This window comes from Pseudomonas sp. PSPC2-3 (assembly GCF_049898265.1).
GTDB classification, from domain to species: domain Bacteria; phylum Pseudomonadota; class Gammaproteobacteria; order Pseudomonadales; family Pseudomonadaceae; genus Aquipseudomonas; species Aquipseudomonas veronii.
The window spans coordinates 1-18,088 of sequence record NZ_JAFCXJ010000017.1; the positions used below are offsets into that span (position 1 = coordinate 1).

The following is an 18,088-nucleotide window of genomic DNA, read 5'->3' on the forward strand; positions in this document are numbered from 1 at the left end:
TTGGCCTTGGCGACAATGGCCGGGCCGAGGGACACGTCCGGCGGGCAGATCACAAAGCCCTTGGCGCCGTTGGCGGCCAGGCTGTCGATGGCCGAGAGGGTCTTCTCGCCGTCGGGCACGGCGATCTTGATCACAGTGAAACCATGTTCCTTGCCGGCTTTTTCGGCGAAGGCCCATTCGGTCTGGAACCAGGGTTCTTCGGCTTGTTTGACCAGGAAGCCGATTTTTACGGGTTCGGCGACGGCCAGGCTGCTGAAGCCGCTTAACGCAATGGCGGCGGCGAGTACGCGGAGTGTTTTTTTCATGAACGGCACCTCTTGTTGTTATTGGAGAGTGACAAGTTCTAGTCGTGGTACATCACCGACCGTCCGCCATCGATCATCAGGCAGGTGGCGTTGATAAAGGGCGCCTCATCGGTGGCCAGAAACAGCGCGCTCATCGCCACCTCCACAGGCTGGCCGATGCGCTTGGGCGGGTGCAGGTCGAATGCGCGCTGGCGCTCGGCGTGGGGGTCGGGGAAAGTGTTCCAGTAGTCGACGTTGAGTTGGGTTTCGATATAACCCGGGGCGATGGCATTTACGCGGATGCCCTTGGGCGCGTATTCGATGCCGAGGGCGCGGGTCAGGCCGAGCAGGCCGTGTTTGGCGACGGGGTAGGGAAAACAGCCGGGAATGATGTGGCTGGAATGGGTCGAAGCGATGTTGATGATGTTGCCGATGCCCTGCTCAATCATGTGCGGCAACACCGTGCGGCAGCCATACCAGGCGCCGTCGAGGTCGATGGCGAAGCAGCGCCGCCAGTCTTCGTCGGTCATCTGCAACGGGTCGCGGAACACGTTGACCCCGGCGCAGTTGACCAGCACATCGACACGGCCGAAGCGCTCGATGGCCAGGTTGACCAGCGCCTGCCATTGCGCCTGGGACGTGATGTCGACCGGTTGCGCGTAGATCTCGGCGCCGCGTTCGCGCCAGTGGGCGGCGACTTGCTCGACCTTTTCGCCCTGGATATCGGCGATCACCAAACGTGCCTGCTGCGCCTGGAAGCAGGCCACGATCGCCTCGCCAATGCCTTGGGCCGCGCCGGTGACGATCACCACCTTGTGCTTGAGCCGCTCGCCATAAGTCGGTTCGGGCACGGCGGGGAGTGACAGAGGTTGTGCCTGCATCGCTTCACCTGTTTTATTTTTGGTAGTGAGTGCTGATGCAGCCGACTATAAACCCAGACCTTTAAATATCTCAATATATAAATTTACATCCCATATAGTGAGAATACATATAAAAAAACCGGCGTCGGGACGCCGGTTTTCACCGGGTACCTGATCAGCCCTGGGCGAAATCCCGCAGCGCATCGCCCTCCATGCGGTAGCGCACCCACTCTTCCTGGGGCTGGGCGCCGATGGATTTGTAGAAAGCAATCGCCGGTTCGTTCCAATCCAGCACGCTCCATTCGAACCGCCCGCAACCGTTGTCGCAGGCGATCTTCGCCAGGTGGCGCAGCAACTTCTTGCCGGCCCCGCCGCCGCGTTGCTCGGGGTTGATGTAGAGGTCTTCGAGGTACAGGCAGTTGCTGCCCAGCCAGGTGGAATAGCTGAAAAAGAACACCGCGAAGCCGATGGGCAAACCGTCGCGCAGGCAGATCAGCCCATGGGCGGTGGCGCCTTCGCTGAACAGGCTGCGCTCGATATCCGCCACACTGGCGATCACTTCATGACGGGCTTTTTCAAACTCGGCAAGCTCGGTGATGAAAGTCAGGATCTGCGCAGCATCGCTGGGCACGGCGGGGCGAATCTCGATGGTCATGGGCGCGCCTTGGGCAAATTCAAAGGCCACATACTAAGACGGTTTGATGACAGATTGCAGTGCAATTTCGGGAGCGCCAGGCCACCTTACTCCGTTGCGGGCTAAAGCAAGCACCAGCAACCACAGAACAATCCGCCCTGACACGCATGGTAGAACGTGGCCATAACTCCAATGATTCCAAGGCGTGCTCATGAACTCCACACCTCCGGTGGGCGGAAAACTATTCGTCCTGTTTTGCCTGGCCAGCTTCCTGTTGTCCTTGTCCTACGGCTCGACGTTTCTGCTGTCCTTGCTGATTCACTCGCGCGGTGGGAATGAGCATGACGCCGGCAGTGTGATTTCCACGGCGATGCTCAGTACCTTCGTCGCGGTAGTGCTCTCCGGGCATTTGGCCGATGCATTGGGCGCGGCACGGGCGATTGCGGGAATGGGCGTGTTGCTGGTGGTGGCCTGCCTCGGTTTTGCCCTGACACCGGGGTTTGGCCAAGGCTTGATGCTGTTCGGGCTGGCCCTCGGCTTGGGTTGGGGGGTGTTCTACACGCTGGGCCCGATCATCGTGACCTTGCTGGTCGAGCCCAGGCAGCGGGCCAAGTACTTTGCGCTGCTGTCGGGCAGCATGTTGAGCGGGATCGGTTCCGGGCCCTTGCTCGGACGAGCCACCAGTGCGCTGGACCTGCCCCTGACGACCGCCTTCTATATCGCTGGGGCGGCCAGCCTCGTTGGGGTGCTGATGTTCTGGCGACTGGGCGCACAACTCAAGCACCATGCGAATGCACCGACGTCGAGGATTTCCCTGGCCACCAGCCGCCGGGTGCTGTCGTCCAGGGCGGCGTTCGCCATCCTCATGGTCGGCCTGGGCGGTTGCGTGTTTGGCGGGCTTTCATCGTTCCAGACCAGCTACGCGGCCGCGCATGGGTTGGATTATTCGCTGTTCTTCGCGGGGTTCCTGAGCGCCGCGATCACCAGCCGTCTGTTGATCGCCGGCTTCGTGGTCAAGCGCGATGCCTACCGGGCCGCCTGTGTGTTGTCCGGGATCATGCTCGGCTCGATTGCACTGTTTGCTTTTGGTGTGAGCGGTAACCTCAGCTACCTGCTGGCGGCTGCCACGCTGGGGGTGGGTTACGGCCTGACGTACTCGGTGATCAATGGGCTGGTCGCCCACGAAGCGCCGTCCGGCACGACGTCCCAGGCGTTGCTGCTGTTCAGCCTGGCGTATTTTGTCGGCGTCTTCGGGTTTCCCTGGCTGGCGGGCAGGATCATCGTCGACTACGGCCTGTCGACATTGATGATGGGCGTACTGGCCATCGCTGCACTGAACTGGATGATCACCGTGGCACGCCTGATAGCGCGCCAGCTCTCGGCGCACAAAACCTTACAGGTGTCCTGATACCGCTCGTCGGCATCCAGGCGCGATCATCGACAACGGCGCCGACCCGCACATCGATAGCCAGGCGAACACCGCTCAAAATGCGGGGGCTTATCCAGCGAGGAATGCGTCGACTTCCGCGGCGCCGGGAGCAGTCGCCGGCCCCCAGCGCGTCACCGCCAGGGCCGCCGCCGCATTGGCACGGCGCGCCGCGTCGAGCGGTTTCAAACCGTTGGCCAAACCGGCGATGAACACGCCGGCGTGGGCATCTCCCGCGCCATTGCTGTCGACCGCCTGCACCTTGAAGCCGGGCACAGGCTCAAGCGCATTCGCCCGCCCGACCCAGCAACCGTTCGGCCCATCGCGCACCACCCGCAGTGTGTCGGCGGGCAGATACTGGTTGAGCTTGATCAGCGCCTCGGCCATATCCGCCGCGCCGGTGAACGCCAGGGCTTCCGGGCCGTTGCTGGTCCAGATGTCGATACGCGGCAGCAGCGCGCGCATCAACGCCGAATCGGGCGCCTGGACCAGCGGGCCCGGGTCGAACACCACCGTAATCGCCCGTGGCAGCGCCAGTAGCCAGTCGATCAGCGCCTGGGCCTTGCCGTCGAGAAGCAGGCTGTAGCCACTCACGTACACGTAGTCATCGGCACGTGGCGCGACGTTGGCCAAGTCCTCGGCGCTCAGCTCGCCCTCGGCGCCCAGATGGGAGATGAAGGTGCGCTCGCTGCTGGCTTCGGTCAGCGCCACGCACAGGCCGGTGTCCTTGCCGGCGCTGGCGGGCAGCGCGATGTCGATGCCTTCGGCGTGCATCGCCGCACGGGCCAGGTCGCCGAAACGGCCGCTGCCGTGGCGCCCCAGGTAGACCACCGGCAGCCCGTTGCGCCGCGCCGCCGCCATCACATTAAAACCGCCGCCGGCTTCGAAACGGGCCGATTGCGCCAGCACGTCGCCGCCGCTCGCCGGCAATTGATCGAGGGCCATGACCAGGTCGACGATGACCTGGCCGGTGTGCAGCAACCTAGGCATTGGCACGCTCGACCAATGCCGGACGCCGGTCAGCCGCGCCGCCGAGCAACGCATATATTCCGCCGGCCACCACGAAAGTCACGATCCAGCCCAGGCCGTTGTGGCCCAACCAGGAATCGGACAACGGCCCGGCGAACCAGATGTTGTCGGCGGTGGTGCCGATGGTAGTGAAACTGAACCCCAGCCCGATCGCCACGGCCCACGCCCCCAACGCGCGCCATTCCACGCCGCCGCGATACCAGTAGGCGCTGCTTGGGCTGACGTTCAGCAGGTCGTCGGGGCTGTAGTAATGACGGTGAATCAGGTCGACCACGAAGATCCCCACCCATGCGGTGATCGGCACCGCCAGCAACGAGATGAAGGTGATGAACGGGCCGTAGAAACTGTCGGCGATCAGCATGAAGTAGATGGAACCGGCGAAGATCGCCACGATATCGACGATCACCGCGTACACGCGCTTGACCTTCAAACCGAGGGTCAAGGTAGTGAGGCCGGCCGAATACACCGACAGGTTATTCGACAGCAACAGCCCGCCAAACGCGGTGATCAGGTACGGCACGGCCATCCAGGTGGGCAGCATGTCGCGGATCGCGACGATCGGGTCGGTCGCCGCCGCCAGGTCGTTGTTGCCCACCGACAGCAGGCCGCCGAGGGTGATCAGCAGCACCAGTGGAATGCCCGCGCCAAACGCGGCAGACGCCACCAGGCGCACGGCCGTGACGCTGCGGTGTTGGTAGCGCGACATGTCGGCGCCGGCGTTGGCCCAGCCGATCCCGGTGCCGGCGGCCATGGTGCCGATGCCGATGAGCATCGCGCTCAAGGGCGCCGGGGTGGCGTTGAACACTGCGCTCCAGTCGATGGTGGCGCAGAGGAAGCCGCCGACCAGGAGATTCAAGGCGCCGAATACGTAGGTCGCCCACTTCTGGATCACCAGCAAAGTCGCATGGCCCAGGCCGGAAACGGCCAGGGTCAGCAGTACGAAAATGGCGATGAACAGCAGCGTCAGCAGCGGCGCACTTTTCGCCGCGACCGGGGTGTGGAACAGCAGCGTACACAACGACAGCAGCACGAACGCAGCAGTGGTGGTGTTGACGGTCTCCCAACCGAGCCGCGACATCAGCGACACCAACGTCGGCCCGATATTGCCGCGCACGCCGAAGATGGCGCGGGACAGCGTCAGACTCGGCGCACGCCCGCGCCGCCCGGCGATCGAGATAATGCCCACCACCGCGAAGGAGCCGGCGGCACCGAGGATGGCGACGATGACCGCCTGCCAGATGGCCAGGCCGCGAAATGCAACCAGGGTGGCGCCCAGCGGCAACCCCAGGATGCTGATGTTCGCGGCGAACCACACCCAGAACAGTTGCAGCGGATGGCCGTGGCACTCGCCTTCGGGGACCGGTTCGATGCCGCGCGTTTCCAAGCGCCCGGCGCTTGGGCCGGAAGTGGACGTACTCATGTGCGGGTGCTCCTGGTGCCGGTATTGTTAGGGTTGTGGCAAATTCGCAAATCGCAATGTTGACTCGGTCAGTGCGCGAGCGCGCTGGCCTGTAGCGCCTGGCGCAAGCTGAGCAGCCCTTCAACCAACGGCTGCAACGCCAGCCCGTTGACCCGCTGGACCTGTTCGATCATCGCCGCCGGCCAGCATTGCATCCCCAGGCACGCGCCCAGCATCGCGCCGAGGATCGCGGCGATGGTGTCGGTGTCGCCGCCCAGGCTGGCGGCCACGCACAAGGCCTCGAAGGCGTTCATCTCGCCCACCGCCACTTGCTGCGCGAGGGCGAACGAGACCACCACCGATTCCTGGGAAGCGACCGAGGTGCCAATCAATTCATAGAGCAAGTCGGCGAACAGCGCCTTGTCGCCACTGGCGACGCTCAAGGTCCGCGCCCAACCGATGCGCGTGGCAATACGGCCGCCGGCCACCCAGTGTCCATGGCGTTCGGCCTGCTGGGCGATCTGGCTGCCGATGTTCAGCGCTGCGCCCAGGTCCGCGCCGTTGATCCCGGCCGAGACCACTGCCGCCACTGCCGCGGCACTGGAGATGCCGAGGCTGGTGTTGTGGGTCACCTGGCACGCCTGGATCACCGCACGGATGAACGGCGCGGGGTCGCTGACATCGGCGGCAATCCCCACCGGCGCGATACGCATCGCCGCGCCGTTGGTGGTGCCGTAGCGCCCGGACTCTTCAGGCGTATGCCCGGCGAGGATCATGTCGATGGCGCGCTTGGTCGACGGGCCCAGCAGGTCCTGGGAGCCTTTGGCGCGCATTCGCGCTTCCCAGTCGATCAGGCGTCGCGCAAGTACGCTCGGCTCGATCGTGCCCTGGCCTTCCACCAGCAACTCGCCGACGAGGATCGCCTGCTCGGTGTCATCGGTGATGGAGCCGGCGGGCATGTTCGGTGCGATGGGTTGGTCGGCGTCGGCATCTTCCAGGCCGGTGATGGCACCGAAGCGCGCCCGGACCTGCTCGCGGCTCAAAGACTGGGTGGGCATGCCCAAGGCATCGCCCAACGCCAGACCGTAGAAGGCACCGAGGGCACGATTGTGCGCGCTCATTTCGTCGCGCCAAACTGCAAGTGCAGACGAAAATGCAGCGGGTCGAGCAGACTCTCCACGTATTCCATGAAGCGTTCGCGCCGGTCGTAAGTGGTGCGCGACGCCTTGAGAAACACCGTGCCCACCGGGCGCTCGAGCAGCTCGGCGTCTTCATCGGTCAGAGGCTCGGCGCCGATCCATTGATCGCCTTCGGCGCCGACGTAACCGTAGGCGGCCAGGGTGATGGTCAGGGAGTTGTCGATCAGCCCGACCCGGGGCAAGCCTTCCAGGCCTCCGGAGGCCGGCATCAGCGAGCGCTCCAAAGACACGGCGCGGCCATCGGCGGCGCGGCGGCGACGGTCGAGGGCGATGAATTGGTCGCTGCCGAAGCGGCTGAACAGGTCCGGGCGGGTCACGGCTTCGAAGCGCAGGATGTCGGTGCTGACCAGGGCGCCGGTGTCGGCCAGGGCCTGGGCCCAGCCATTGCGTTGGTCGAGCACCATGCCGTCATAGGTGACGATGGAGCCGACGCCGCCCTGGGTGGCGATGTAGTTGCGGCGCTTGAGCTCGGCCAGGGCTTCGCGCAGCGTGCCGCGACTGACCGCAAACTCTTCGGCCAGTTGATGCTCACCCGGCAGCAGGAAACCGTCGGCCATCACCCCACCTTCGATACGGCGGATGAGTTCGTCGACGACGCGTTTTTTCTTATCGAATCGGACATGTCTAATCATGTACAAATTGATAACCGATAGCAGCCGTTTACAGCAAGCGAATTATTTCAGGGAGAGGAAAAAACCTGCTCAGGGCTCCAGGCCAATCGGGAAGAACGTCCCGCCGCTCCACACGCCGAGCCAGTTCTGACCGTCGATCGGACGGCTCACCGCCAGCTCGACCAATTGGTAGAACACATTGCGATGCACCAGGGCTTCGAGGTTGGCGCGCACCCGCAGATAGGGCGAAGGCTCCTCGGTGTCGGGGTCGATCACCACCCGCAGCGGGTGTTCAAGATCGGCCTCGACCTGCTCGTCGACTTGCGTGGTGAAGCGCAACCGCTGGCTTTCGCCCTGCCCTTCGACTTCCAGGGTGACCGCGACAAACGGCGCATCCTCGACGGTGATGCCGACCTTTTCCACGGGGGTGACCAGAAAGTACTCATCGCCATCGCGGCGGATGATGTTGGAGAACAACTTGACCATCGGCTTGCGCCCGATCGGCGTGCCCTGGTAATACCAGGTGCCGTCGCGGGCAATGTGCATGTCGATGTTGCCGCAGAAGTCCGGGTTCCACAGATGCACCGGCGCCGGTCCCTTGCCCTTGGGCAGTTGGGCCAATAGATCATTGGCCTTGGCGGAATCGGTCATGGGCTTCTCCTCTGGCTTACTGATCGCTCATGCCCAGCAGGCCTCGGGCGTACTGCGCCAGCGGGCGGGCGATCAGATCTTGGGGCGTATTGTCGTGGAACGTCAGTAAACCGCCACGACTGCGAATCCGTGCAGTATCAATCAAATACTGGGTGCTGGTCTCGATCAACATGATCTGGATAACGCCGCTGTCCAGGCCGACACGGTCGAGGGCCTGCTGATCGGTCCACTCATCGGCGTTGCCGATGCGGTCATCCGCCTTGGCGAAGCGGCAGTACAGCAAGTAGTGAGCGCCGGCCGCACGGGCTTCGGCCATGGCTTGTTCGAGGCTTTCGGGCTGGCGGGCGCGGCGCACCATGGGGAAGTATTCGACGAAGCCGTTGAAGGCTTCTTCGGCGACCACGTTCGGGCGCGGATAGGCGCTGCCGGGCGGCACGAAGGCGCCCTGGGCGATGAAGACAAAGGAGTCCGGCTGCACGCGAATCGACGCGGAGCGCCGGGTGTCGCTGTGGTCCAGCAACCCGGCGTCGCTCATCTGATAACGGGTGCCTTCGGCCATATCGCTGACGGTCATGCAACCACTCAGCGTCAACGACGCCAGCAACAAAACCAGACTACGCATCCTAATCCTCCAGAAGCCGGTGACGGAAAACCGGCGAATGGGCATGAGATGCAGAATCCGCGCCATTTGGGGAGGGGGCTTGCTCCCGATTGCGGCGAGTCGGTCAGATTATCTGGGACTGACACATTGCAATCGGGGGCAAGCCCCCTCCCACACTGGATTGTGCGCAATCTTGAAAACCGGGTTAGCCGCCGATGATTTTCATGATGGTCGCACCACCGGAGAACGCCACTTCCTGTTTGTCGCCCAAGGCCTTCATCAGCAAGCCTTGCAAGGCCGGCAGCGCCTGGTGGCGCGGTTTATCCAGCAGGTCGCCGACATAGTGACGATTGCTCGACGACAGGCAGCCATGCAACCAACCGGTGGACGACAGCCGCAACCGTGAACAGGTGCGGCAGAACGGCACGCTTTCGTTGGCGATCACCCCAAAGAAACCCTTGCCCGGCACTTCGTAGCGCACCGCCGTGGCGTCCACGGGAGCGTTGGCTTGCAGGTATTCGTGGTGTTCGCCGATCAGGCTCAGCAGTTGCTGAAGGCTGACGAATTGCTGCAGGAAGGCATTGGAGTCCTTGGCCAGGTGGCCCATTCGCATCAGTTCGATAAAGCGCAGCTCATAGCCCCGTTCCAGGCAATAGTCGAGCAGCGGCATCACCTGATCGAGGTTCTGGCCGCGCAACGGCACCATATTCACCTTGATCTTGATCCCGGCCGCGCGCGCCTGGTCCATGCCATCGAGCACCGTGGCCAGGTCGCCACCACGGGCGATGCTGCGAAAGGCCTCGGCGTTCAGCGTGTCGAGGGACACGTTGATGCGCCGAATGCCGGCGTCCACCAGCAGCGGCAGTTTGCGCGCCAGCAGTTGGCCGTTGGTGGTCAGGCTGATCTCACTGAGGCCCATCCCGCCCACGGCGCCCATGAAGGCTTCCAGCTTGGGGCTGACCAACGGCTCACCACCGGTGATGCGCAGGCGCTCGATACCGGCGGCTTCGATCAGGTAAGCCACGCCACGGGCCATGGCCTCGGCCGAGAGTTCGTCCTGGGCAGCCACCAGCCGCTTGCCGTTAGGCACGCAATAGGTACACGCGTAATTGCAGGCTGAGGTCAGGCTGATCCGCAAATTGCGAAAACGCCTGCCTTGACGATCAACGATCATGGATCACTCCGGCAGAGGATAATTCAGACGCAGCAAAAGCTGACTCATAAATCAGCTTTTAGCAATAGCCTTACCTGAGTATATTCCTGGGTTACTGCACCTGGCAGCAAATCATTACGCGGCAGGCGTGCCAGCAGGTGCAGCGTCAACGGGTGGCAGCTCGCTGCTGTGCTTGCGCTTGTTGCCCATACGCACGCCGATGTCCATCAGGAACTGGAAGAAACCTTCCTGATCTTCCAATACATTGCTCCAGAACGGCGAGTGGTACAGCGCCACTGCGCCATGCACCAACGCCCAGGCGGCGCAGTAGTGGAAATACGGCGGCACGTCTTCCAGCTTGCCTTCGCTGATGCGGCCCTTGATCAGCAGGGTCAGGCGTTCGAAGTTCGAGGCGCGGATCTTGTGCAACTCCTCGACCATTTCCGGCACCTGATGGCCCTTGACCACCTTCTCTTCCAGGCGGTCGAACAGGCGGTAGCGCTGCGGGTCGCGCATGCGGAACTCGAAGTAGGCCCGCGACAGGGCCTCCTTGTCCTTGTCCACATCGGCCGAATGCAGCAGCTCGTTCAGGTCGCGCTCGTAGTCGAGCATCAGGCGCAGGTAGATCTCGGCCTTGGACTTGAAGTGCTTGTAGATGGTGCCTTTGCCGATACCTACGGCATCCGCGATCATCTCGACGGTAACGCTGTCTTCACCTTGTTCGAGGAACAACTTGAGGGCGGTGTCGAGAATTTCCTGCTCGCGGCGGCGAAACTCACGGACCTTACGGGGTTCTTTTTGCATGAGGAAAAGGTCTGCAGAGGTCGGTATAGGGAGGGTTGCGCAGGGCCAAGGAGACGTGGCAATACGATTTACCCGGTACGAGGGATTATCCCGACTGAACGGTCGTTGGGCAACGCTTATGTGAACCGCTCACACACATTACTTTCAGCATGCCGACGAATTCATGGCGTTCAGTCAGAAATAATACGTGACGTCTACGCCTGTACATCCGCTCAATGAGAACTCAAGCGAAGCGCGCGTATTCCAAATCTGTTTAAAAAACGACCAGACGCGACTGGACTGAATCGGATACTGATCAATACTTCAACTGTCGGCGCGACATCTCCCCCAAGTGAAGCGTCGACCTGGGTACCGACGGACTGCGTGCCCTTGTTTTACTCCTAATGGTCTTAACCCGGATTCCCCCCCCAGAACCCGGGTTTTTTTTGCCTCGGATTTGGTCGCGTCAACCCGCGACGTGCGCCAGCGGGAACAGGCGCTTGAAGTTCTCGGTGGTCTGTTCGGCAAAGCGTTCGTAGGATTCACCGCGTAGCATCGCCAGGTAATCCGCCACGTCACGCACATACTCCGGCAGGTTCGGCTTGCCGCGATGGGGAATCGGCGCCAGGTACGGCGAGTCGGTTTCCACCAGCAGCCGGTCGGCCGGCACTTGTCGCGCCACGTCACGCAGGGCGTCGGCATTGCGAAAGGTGACGATGCCCGACAGGGAAATGTAGAACCCCAGGTCGAGGGCCGCCTTGGCCATGTCCCAGTCTTCGGTGAAGCAATGCAGCACGCCGGCCTGGGGCAATGCGGCTTCGCGCAGCAGGCTCAGGGTGTCGGCGCGGGCGCCGCGGGTGTGGACGATGACCGGTTTGCCGGTCTGCTCGGCGGCGTGCAGGTGCAGGCGGAACGACGCTTGCTGCAATAGCGCGGCTTCGGGCTCGTAGTGATAGTCCAGGCCGGTTTCACCAATCGCCACCACCCGTGGGTGGTTGAGTTCGCCGAGCAACCAGTCGAGGGCCGGAGCTTCGCCAGGCTTGAGGTCCAGCGGGTGGATACCCACCGAGCAATCCACGTCCGCGTAGCGATCCGCGAGGGCTTTGACGTCGGCCGCATTGTCGGCGCTGACGCCGATGCACAGGAAGTGCCCGACCCCACGCTGGCGGGCCGCTTCCAGGGCGGCGTCGAGGGAACCGCCGTGTTGGGCGAGGTCGAGGCGATCAAGGTGGCAATGGGAATCTACGAGCATAGGAAATGACAACTTCAATCACGGGAAGGATCTGGCCGACGATACACCCGTCGGCCACGGAAATTAACGCCGGCCGAGCAAACCGACCCACTGCACCAGCAGCGCTTCGAGCAACAGCACGCGGTTGAGGTTGGCCTTGCCGAGGACCTTCTGGCGCTGGGCGAGAATCCAGTCCTGGATATTCAGCACCTTGTCCTGTGCGCTTTTCTGCGCGAGGTATTGCACGACCTTGCGCATGTCCGGCAGGCCCAGGCCATTTTCATCCTGGGTCAACTGGTAGCGCAGGATCAGGCTCGACCAGTCGCAGAACCAGTCGAACAGCAGCAGCAAGGGGATGTCCTTCCAGGCGGTTTCCGCCAACTGGGTGGCGGACAACTCCTGCTTGAGCAGCTTTTTCACCCCGTCCACCACCAGCGCGCGTTGCTCGCGCACGCCCTGGGCCTGCAGCTTCACGGCGGCCAGGGGGGAGCCGGCGGCCAGGGTCAGCAACTCGACGCGTTCGGCTTCGGAACAGTCCGGCAAAGCCTGTTCCAGCCATTGCAGGCTCATCGCCTCGCTGGGCAATGGGCACGCCTGCTGCACGCAACGGCTGCGAATGGTCGGCAACAAGCGGCTGGACTGGTGGCTGACCAGCAACAGCACGGTATCGCCGGAAGGTTCTTCGAGGCTTTTGAGCAAGGCGTTGGCCGCGTTGATGTTCATCGCCTCCACCGGCTCGATCAGTACGACCTTGCGCCCGCCCATCTGCGCGGTTTGCACCACGAAGCTGACGAGGTCACGCACCTGGTCGACCTTGATCGCCTTGTCCGCTTCCTCGGGTTCCAACAGGTAGTTGTCCGGGTGGCTGCCGGCCTTGAGCAGCAGGCAGGACTTGCACACGCCGCAGGCTTCCAGGTTGACCGGACGTTGGCACAGCAGGCTGGCCATCAGGCGCTCGGCGAGTGCGCGCTTACCGATACCCGCCGGGCCGTGCAACAAGTAGGCATGAGCGTGCTGGGCACGCCCCGCCAGTTGCTGCCAGAGACTGTCCTGCCAAGGGTAGGCTTCAGCCACGGGCGCGCTCCAGCAATGTGGGTAGCAGCGCATCGATGGCCTGCTGCACCTGGGCCAGCGGCTGGGCGGCGTCCAACAGGTAGTAACGCGCCGGCTCGGCCTTGGCCCGGGCAAGGAATGCGCTGCGCACGGCGTTGAAAAACGCCTGGCCTTCCAGTTCGAAGCGGTCCAGGCGGCCACGCGCACTGGCACGGGCCAGACCGACTTCCACCGGCAGGTCGAACACCAGGGTCAGGTCGGGACGCAAATCGCCCTGGACGAAGGTCTCCAGGGTGGCGATGCGCGCCTGGGACAGGCCGCGGCCACCGCCTTGGTAGGCATAGGTGGAATCGGTGAAACGGTCACAAATCACCACGGCGCCGCGGGCCAGCGCCGGGCGAATCACTTCGGCCAGGTGCTGGGCGCGTGCGGCGAACACCAGCAGCAGTTCGGTGTCCGGGTTCATCTGTTCTTCACCTGGGGCCAGCAGCACTTCACGGATGCGCTCGGCCAACGGCGTACCGCCGGGCTCGCGGGTCAGCACCACCTCGACGCCCGCAGCGCGCAAACGCTCGGCCAGGTAATCGCGGTTGGTGCTTTTGCCGGCGCCTTCCGGGCCTTCCAGGGTAATAAACAAGCCAGTCACAGGCAGTCCTTAGTCAGAGTCATTGCGGGCTTTGCGGTGCGGCGGCGTCCGGCGCAGGCTCGGCGGGTGCGTCGGGGGCATCGTTCGTCGGCGCGGGGTCTTCCAACGGCTTCACCTGCGGCGCCGGGCTGGAACGGTAATCGGCGCGACGTTTGAGCTGGAACTCACGCACCGCGGCATTATGTGCATCCAGGTCGTCCGAGAAAATATGACTGCCATCACCCCGGGCAACGAAATACAGGCTGCTGCCCGGCACCGGGTTCAGCGCCGCATGAATCGCCTCGCGGCCGACCATCGCGATGGGTGTCGGCGGGAGCCCGGCAACCATGTAGGTGTTGTAGGGGTTGGCTTCCTTGAGATGGGCACGCGTCAGCTTACCGTTGTAGCGCTCGCCCAGGCCGTAGATCACCGTCGGATCGGTCTGCAGCAGCATGCCGATCTTCATGCGACGCACGAATACCCCGGCGATCTGCCCGCGCTCCTCCGGCACACCGGTCTCTTTCTCCACCAGGGAGGCCATGATCAGCGCTTGGTAGGGGTCGGTGTACGGCGCGTCGGTGGCGCGTTTGCTCCACTCCTGGGCGAGCACGTCGTCCAGGCGGTTGTAGGCCTTCTTGAGGAACTCGACATCCGTCATGCCGCGCACAAAGCGATAGGTATCGGGGAAGAACCGCCCCTCGGGGAAAACCCCTGGGTGGCCGAGCTTGTCCATCACTTCGCTGTCACTCAAGCCGGCAAGGCTCTGCACGATCTTTTCATGCTTGGCCAGCGCCGAGCGCACTTGGCGGAAATTCCAGCCCTCCACCAGGGTCAGGCTGTATTGCACCACTTCGCCACGCTGCCACAGGCCGATCAAGCCTTGGGCGGTGAGGCCGGGAGTGAGGCGGTATTCGCCGCTGTGCAATGGTTGGCCTTCGAGGTTGAAGCGCCAGTACAGACGCAACCAGAAGGCGCCGTCGAGCACACCGTCGGCTTCCAGGCGATTGAAAGTGCCGGTCGGCGTGGCTCCGGCGGGGACGTCGAGCAGTTGCTCCTCGGTCAGGTGCAAGGGCTGCTTGAGGGCTGAGTCGAGCTTCCAGGCCGAAACCCCCAACAGCAACGCCGCCGCGAACAGACCGATCAGCAGCAGTAACAACAGTTTTCGTATCAACTCAAATATCCAATAGCGCGCGAACAATGCCCTGCAGTTTACGGGTGAGCGGCCCAACCGACCAGCTCATCGCAGCACAGCTGCGCACCGGCCAAATGCCATAAACGCTGTTGCAGACAAAAACCTCGTCGGCCGACTGCAACTGCTCAAGGCTGATATCGGCCACGACCACCGGGGTGCCGAGCGCCTGCGCCTGGGCCAGTAGCTCGGCACGCATGACGCCGGCCACGCCGCAACGATTCAGATCAGCGGTCAACAACACGCCGTGGCGCACCAGGAACAGGTTGCTGAACACGCCTTCGATGACGCGCCCGGACATATCCAGCATCAAACCTTCGGCATGCTCGGTATCTTGCCACTCGGCGCGCGCGATCACTTGTTCGAGGCGATTGAGGTGCTTGAGACCGGCCAGCAGCGGCTGTTCGGACAAACGGGTGGCGCACGGAAACAGGCGGATACCGTCGTTGCCATGGGCCTGGGGATAAGCAGCAGGCGCACTGCCCTGCAGGATACGGCGCACCGGGGCGCCGGGGTTGATGCCATAACCGCGTAGGCTGTCGCCTCGGGTGAGGATCAATTTGAGTACGCCGTCGCCGAGGGCGCTGGCATAAGCGAGCACTTCGCTGCGGACCAATGCCGGGTCCACAACCAATGCCAACCGCCTGCAACCCTCGGCCAGGCGTTGCAGGTGGCGGTCGAGCAACACCGGTTGCCCGGCCTTGACGGCGATGGTTTCGAACAGGCCATCGCCATACGCCAGGCCACGATCTTTCAGGGGCACGCTGTCCGCTGGCTGACCGTCGACCCAGCTGTGCATTACTCGGCGAACCGGCGGAACACCAGGGAGCCGTTGGTGCCACCGAAACCGAACGAGTTGGACAACACCACGTCGATCGGCATCTTCTGCGCTTCATGAGGCACGAAGTTCAGGTCGCAGCCTTCATCCGGCTCATCGAGGTTGATGGTCGGCGGAGCGACCTGATCCCTGATGGCCAGCACGCTGAAGATCGCTTCGACCGCGCCCGCCGCACCCAACAGGTGGCCGGTCATGGACTTGGTGGAGCTGACCGCCAGCTTGTAGGCGTGCTCGCCGAACACCGACTTGATCGCTTCGGCTTCCGCCAGGTCGCCGGTCGCTGTCGAAGTGCCGTGGGCGTTGATGTACTGCACCAGGTCCGGGCTGATCTTCGCATCGCGCAGGGCGTTGGTGATGCAACGCGCAGCACCGGCGCCGTTGGCCGGTGGCGAAGTCATGTGGTAGGCGTCGCCACTCATGCCAAAGCCGATCAGCTCGGCGTAGATCGTCGCGCCACGCGCCTTGGCGTGTTCCAGCTCTTCCAGCACCAGCGCACCGGCGCCGTCGGCCAGGACGAAACCGTCACGGCCCTTGTCCCACGGACGGCTGGCACGAGCCGGCTCGTCGTTGCGGGTCGACAGCGCACGCGACGCGCCGAAGCCGCCCATGCCCAGGCCGCAGGCCGCCATTTCAGCGCCGCCGGCAATCATCACGTCCGCTTCGTCATAGGCGATATTGCGCGCGGCCATGCCGATGCAATGCGTGCCTGTGGTGCAAGCCGTGGCAATGGCGTAGTTAGGTCCCTGTGCTCCCAGATGGATGGACAGGAAACCGGAAATCATATTGATGATCGAACCCGGCACGAAGAACGGTGAAATTCGACGCGGACCGGACTCGTGCAACGTGCGACTGGTTTCTTCGATATTGGTCAAACCGCCAATACCCGAACCCATGGCCACGCCGATGCGTTCACGGTTGGCGTCGGTGACTTCCAGACCAGCGTCACGCACTGCCTGAAAACCGGCTGCCAGGCCGTATTGAATGAACAGGTCGAGTTTGCGGGACTCTTTGATCGAGAGGTATTGCTCGACATTGAACCCCTTTACCGAGCCGCCAAAACGGGTGGAATAGGCAGAAAGGTCCGTGTGTTCGATCAGACCAATACCACTGCGGCCAGCCAGAATGCCCTGCCAACTGCTCGGCACATCCGTGCCCAGTGGCGACAACATACCCATACCGGTGACTACGACGCGTCTACGCGACACAGCACTCTCCTTTTTCTAATGACGACACTTTGCTTCAGAATCACTTTTCATCAGAGCTAAAGAAAAAACCGCACGCCGTTACAGCAGTGCGGTTTTTCCCTGACAGCAAGCGACGACTACAAACTATTACGCCTGGTGGCTGGTAACGTAGTCGATTGCAGCTTGAACGGTAGTGATTTTTTCAGCTTCTTCGTCCGGGATTTCGGTCTCGAATTCCTCTTCCAGAGCCATCACCAGCTCAACGGTGTCAAGGGAGTCGGCACCCAGGTCTTCAACGAAGGAAGCGGTGTTGACCACTTCTTCTTCTTTAACGCCCAGTTGCTCGGCAACGATTTTCTTGACGCGCTCTTCGATGGTGCTCATACCTTGTTTTCACTCCTAATGGACAAATTCAGGCAGCTGGCCAGTGGGTAAGTGTATAGAAAGCCATTTCAGCTTTTCAACTGAAAGGTTCACCCCGTACCCGGTCGGCCACCCGCGTATAAATTAAGTTGCAGCTTTATAACGGATTTTAGACAGCTCGTATGACATTTTTTTGAAGCGATCCGTCACAATTTAACTCATGTACATCCCGCCGTTAACCGGGATTGTAGCCCCAGTCACGTATGCCGCACCGTCGGATGCCAGGAAAGAGACCACATTCGCAATCTCTTGAGCCTGGCCCAGACGGCCCAGCGGAATCTGCGTCAGCAAGGCTTCACGCTGTGCTTCCGGCAGTTCGCGGGTCATATCGGTGTCGATGAACCCAGGGGCCACCGAGTTGACCGTAATCGACCGCGAGCCGACTTCACGCGCCAGTGCGCGGCTGAAACCTTCCAGACCGGCTTTCGCCGCGGCATAGTTTACTTGGCCTGCGTTGCCCATGGCACCCACTACGGAGCCAATATTGATAATTCGACCCCAACGCGCCTTGGTCATGCCGCGCAAAACGCCCTTGGACAGGCGAAACAGACTGTTCAAGTTGGTGTCGACGACGTCATGCCACTCGTCGTCTTTCATCCGCATCATCAGATTATCGCGGGTGATACCGGCATTATTCACCAGAATCGCCGGCGCGCCGAACTGTGCGGTGATCTCGGCCAGTACGGCAGCCACGGACTCATCGCTGGTCACATTCAGCTCAAGGCCGGTGCCCTGCACGCCGTTTTCCTTCAAGGTCGCGGCGATACGCTCGGCGCCCGCGGCGGAAGTGGCGGTGCCGATCACGACGGCGCCCTGACGGCCCAGTTCCAGGGCGATCGCCTGGCCAATGCCACGGCTTGCGCCGGTAACCAGTGCAACTTTACCTTGCAGACTCATGCAGGCTTCTCCTAAGTT

At 62.6% G+C, this 18,088-nt stretch carries 19 protein-coding genes and 1 pseudogene; 1 reads left to right on the forward strand and 19 read right to left on the reverse strand.

All coding sequences use genetic code 11. The annotated features are described in order from the left end of the window. The 3 genes and pseudogenes from ACP7E3_RS30335 to ACP7E3_RS30345 all read right to left on the reverse strand — a co-directional run. A pseudogene (locus ACP7E3_RS30335) lies at positions 1 to 305 on the reverse strand (arabinose ABC transporter substrate-binding protein); the annotation flags it as partial. Between the two features lie 38 nt (positions 306 to 343). Beyond that, the gene (locus ACP7E3_RS30340; protein WP_046382383.1) at positions 344 to 1,165 is read right to left on the reverse strand and encodes an SDR family oxidoreductase; all 822 of its coding nucleotides are present in this window, start codon (positions 1,163 to 1,165) and stop codon (positions 344 to 346) included. 154 nt (positions 1,166 to 1,319) lie between these two features. Next, positions 1,320 to 1,799, reverse strand: coding sequence for a GNAT family N-acetyltransferase (locus tag ACP7E3_RS30345; RefSeq protein ID WP_057005494.1), 480 nt, complete (start codon positions 1,797 to 1,799; stop codon positions 1,320 to 1,322). Positions 1,800 to 1,989: 190 nt separating this feature from the next. Between ACP7E3_RS30345 and ACP7E3_RS30350 the strand changes: the two genes are divergently transcribed. Beyond that, complete coding sequence (locus ACP7E3_RS30350) at positions 1,990 to 3,186, forward strand: MFS transporter (protein WP_426125348.1); 1,197 nt, start codon at positions 1,990 to 1,992, stop codon at positions 3,184 to 3,186. Between the two features lie 90 nt (positions 3,187 to 3,276). On the opposite strand, the gene ACP7E3_RS30355 is transcribed toward ACP7E3_RS30350, so the two are convergent. From ACP7E3_RS30355 to fabG, 16 genes are all read right to left on the reverse strand, one after another. Continuing rightward, a complete protein-coding gene (locus ACP7E3_RS30355; RefSeq protein ID WP_046382379.1) occupies positions 3,277 to 4,194 on the reverse strand; it encodes a PfkB family carbohydrate kinase in 918 nt (305 codons plus the stop codon). Beyond that, positions 4,187 to 5,653 carry a purine-cytosine permease family protein gene (locus tag ACP7E3_RS30360; protein WP_046489304.1) on the reverse strand — a complete coding sequence of 489 codons (1,467 nt, stop codon included), beginning with the start codon at positions 5,651 to 5,653 and terminating at the stop codon, positions 4,187 to 4,189. Before ACP7E3_RS30360 ends, ACP7E3_RS30355 begins: the two co-directional genes overlap by 8 nt. 68 nt (positions 5,654 to 5,721) lie before the next feature. Continuing rightward, positions 5,722 to 6,753: an ADP-ribosylglycohydrolase family protein gene (locus ACP7E3_RS30365; protein WP_046382377.1), complete on the reverse strand. Its 1,032-nt coding sequence runs from the start codon at positions 6,751 to 6,753 to the stop codon at positions 5,722 to 5,724. Continuing rightward, positions 6,750 to 7,463 (reverse strand): GntR family transcriptional regulator, encoded by a 714-nt coding sequence (locus ACP7E3_RS30370; protein WP_046382376.1) that lies wholly within the window; start codon positions 7,461 to 7,463, stop codon positions 6,750 to 6,752. The genes ACP7E3_RS30365 and ACP7E3_RS30370 overlap by 4 nt, the downstream gene beginning before the upstream one ends. A 69-nt stretch (positions 7,464 to 7,532) precedes the next feature. Beyond that, entirely contained in the window at positions 7,533 to 8,093 is a 561-nt protein-coding gene (locus ACP7E3_RS30375; protein WP_046489303.1) for a DUF1285 domain-containing protein, read from the reverse strand. Positions 8,094 to 8,109: 16 nt separating this feature from the next. Then, a complete protein-coding gene (locus ACP7E3_RS30380) occupies positions 8,110 to 8,715 on the reverse strand; it encodes a DUF4823 domain-containing protein (RefSeq protein WP_046382374.1) in 606 nt (201 codons plus the stop codon). A gap of 184 nt (positions 8,716 to 8,899) precedes the next feature. Next, positions 8,900 to 9,868: a GTP 3',8-cyclase MoaA gene (locus ACP7E3_RS30385; protein WP_046382373.1), complete on the reverse strand. Its 969-nt coding sequence runs from the start codon at positions 9,866 to 9,868 to the stop codon at positions 8,900 to 8,902. Positions 9,869 to 9,982: 114 nt separating this feature from the next. Beyond that, positions 9,983 to 10,651, reverse strand: coding sequence for a TetR/AcrR family transcriptional regulator (locus ACP7E3_RS30390; protein ID WP_046382372.1), 669 nt, complete (start codon positions 10,649 to 10,651; stop codon positions 9,983 to 9,985). 445 nt (positions 10,652 to 11,096) lie between these two features. Beyond that, positions 11,097 to 11,882, reverse strand: coding sequence for a TatD family hydrolase (locus ACP7E3_RS30395; RefSeq protein WP_046382371.1), 786 nt, complete (start codon positions 11,880 to 11,882; stop codon positions 11,097 to 11,099). Between the two features lie 63 nt (positions 11,883 to 11,945). Beyond that, entirely contained in the window at positions 11,946 to 12,935 is a 990-nt protein-coding gene (locus ACP7E3_RS30400) for a DNA polymerase III subunit delta' (protein WP_046489299.1), read from the reverse strand. Next, the gene (gene tmk, locus ACP7E3_RS30405) at positions 12,928 to 13,560 is read right to left on the reverse strand and encodes a dTMP kinase (protein ID WP_046382369.1); all 633 of its coding nucleotides are present in this window, start codon (positions 13,558 to 13,560) and stop codon (positions 12,928 to 12,930) included. The genes ACP7E3_RS30400 and tmk overlap by 8 nt, the downstream gene beginning before the upstream one ends. A 19-nt stretch (positions 13,561 to 13,579) precedes the next feature. Beyond that, the gene (gene mltG / locus ACP7E3_RS30410) at positions 13,580 to 14,710 is read right to left on the reverse strand and encodes an endolytic transglycosylase MltG (protein WP_426125354.1); all 1,131 of its coding nucleotides are present in this window, start codon (positions 14,708 to 14,710) and stop codon (positions 13,580 to 13,582) included. A gap of 1 nt (position 14,711) precedes the next feature. Then, positions 14,712 to 15,527, reverse strand: a complete 816-nt coding sequence (pabC, locus tag ACP7E3_RS30415) for an aminodeoxychorismate lyase (protein ID WP_046382367.1) — start codon at positions 15,525 to 15,527, stop codon at positions 14,712 to 14,714. Further along, entirely contained in the window at positions 15,527 to 16,771 is a 1,245-nt protein-coding gene (fabF, locus tag ACP7E3_RS30420) for a beta-ketoacyl-ACP synthase II (protein WP_046382366.1), read from the reverse strand. The genes pabC and fabF overlap by 1 nt, the downstream gene beginning before the upstream one ends. A 126-nt stretch (positions 16,772 to 16,897) precedes the next feature. After that, positions 16,898 to 17,134: an acyl carrier protein gene (acpP, locus tag ACP7E3_RS30425; RefSeq protein ID WP_003175607.1), complete on the reverse strand. Its 237-nt coding sequence runs from the start codon at positions 17,132 to 17,134 to the stop codon at positions 16,898 to 16,900. 192 nt (positions 17,135 to 17,326) lie between these two features. Beyond that, positions 17,327 to 18,070: a 3-oxoacyl-ACP reductase FabG gene (fabG, locus tag ACP7E3_RS30430; RefSeq protein ID WP_046382365.1), complete on the reverse strand. Its 744-nt coding sequence runs from the start codon at positions 18,068 to 18,070 to the stop codon at positions 17,327 to 17,329. Positions 18,071 to 18,088 lie beyond the last annotated feature (18 nt).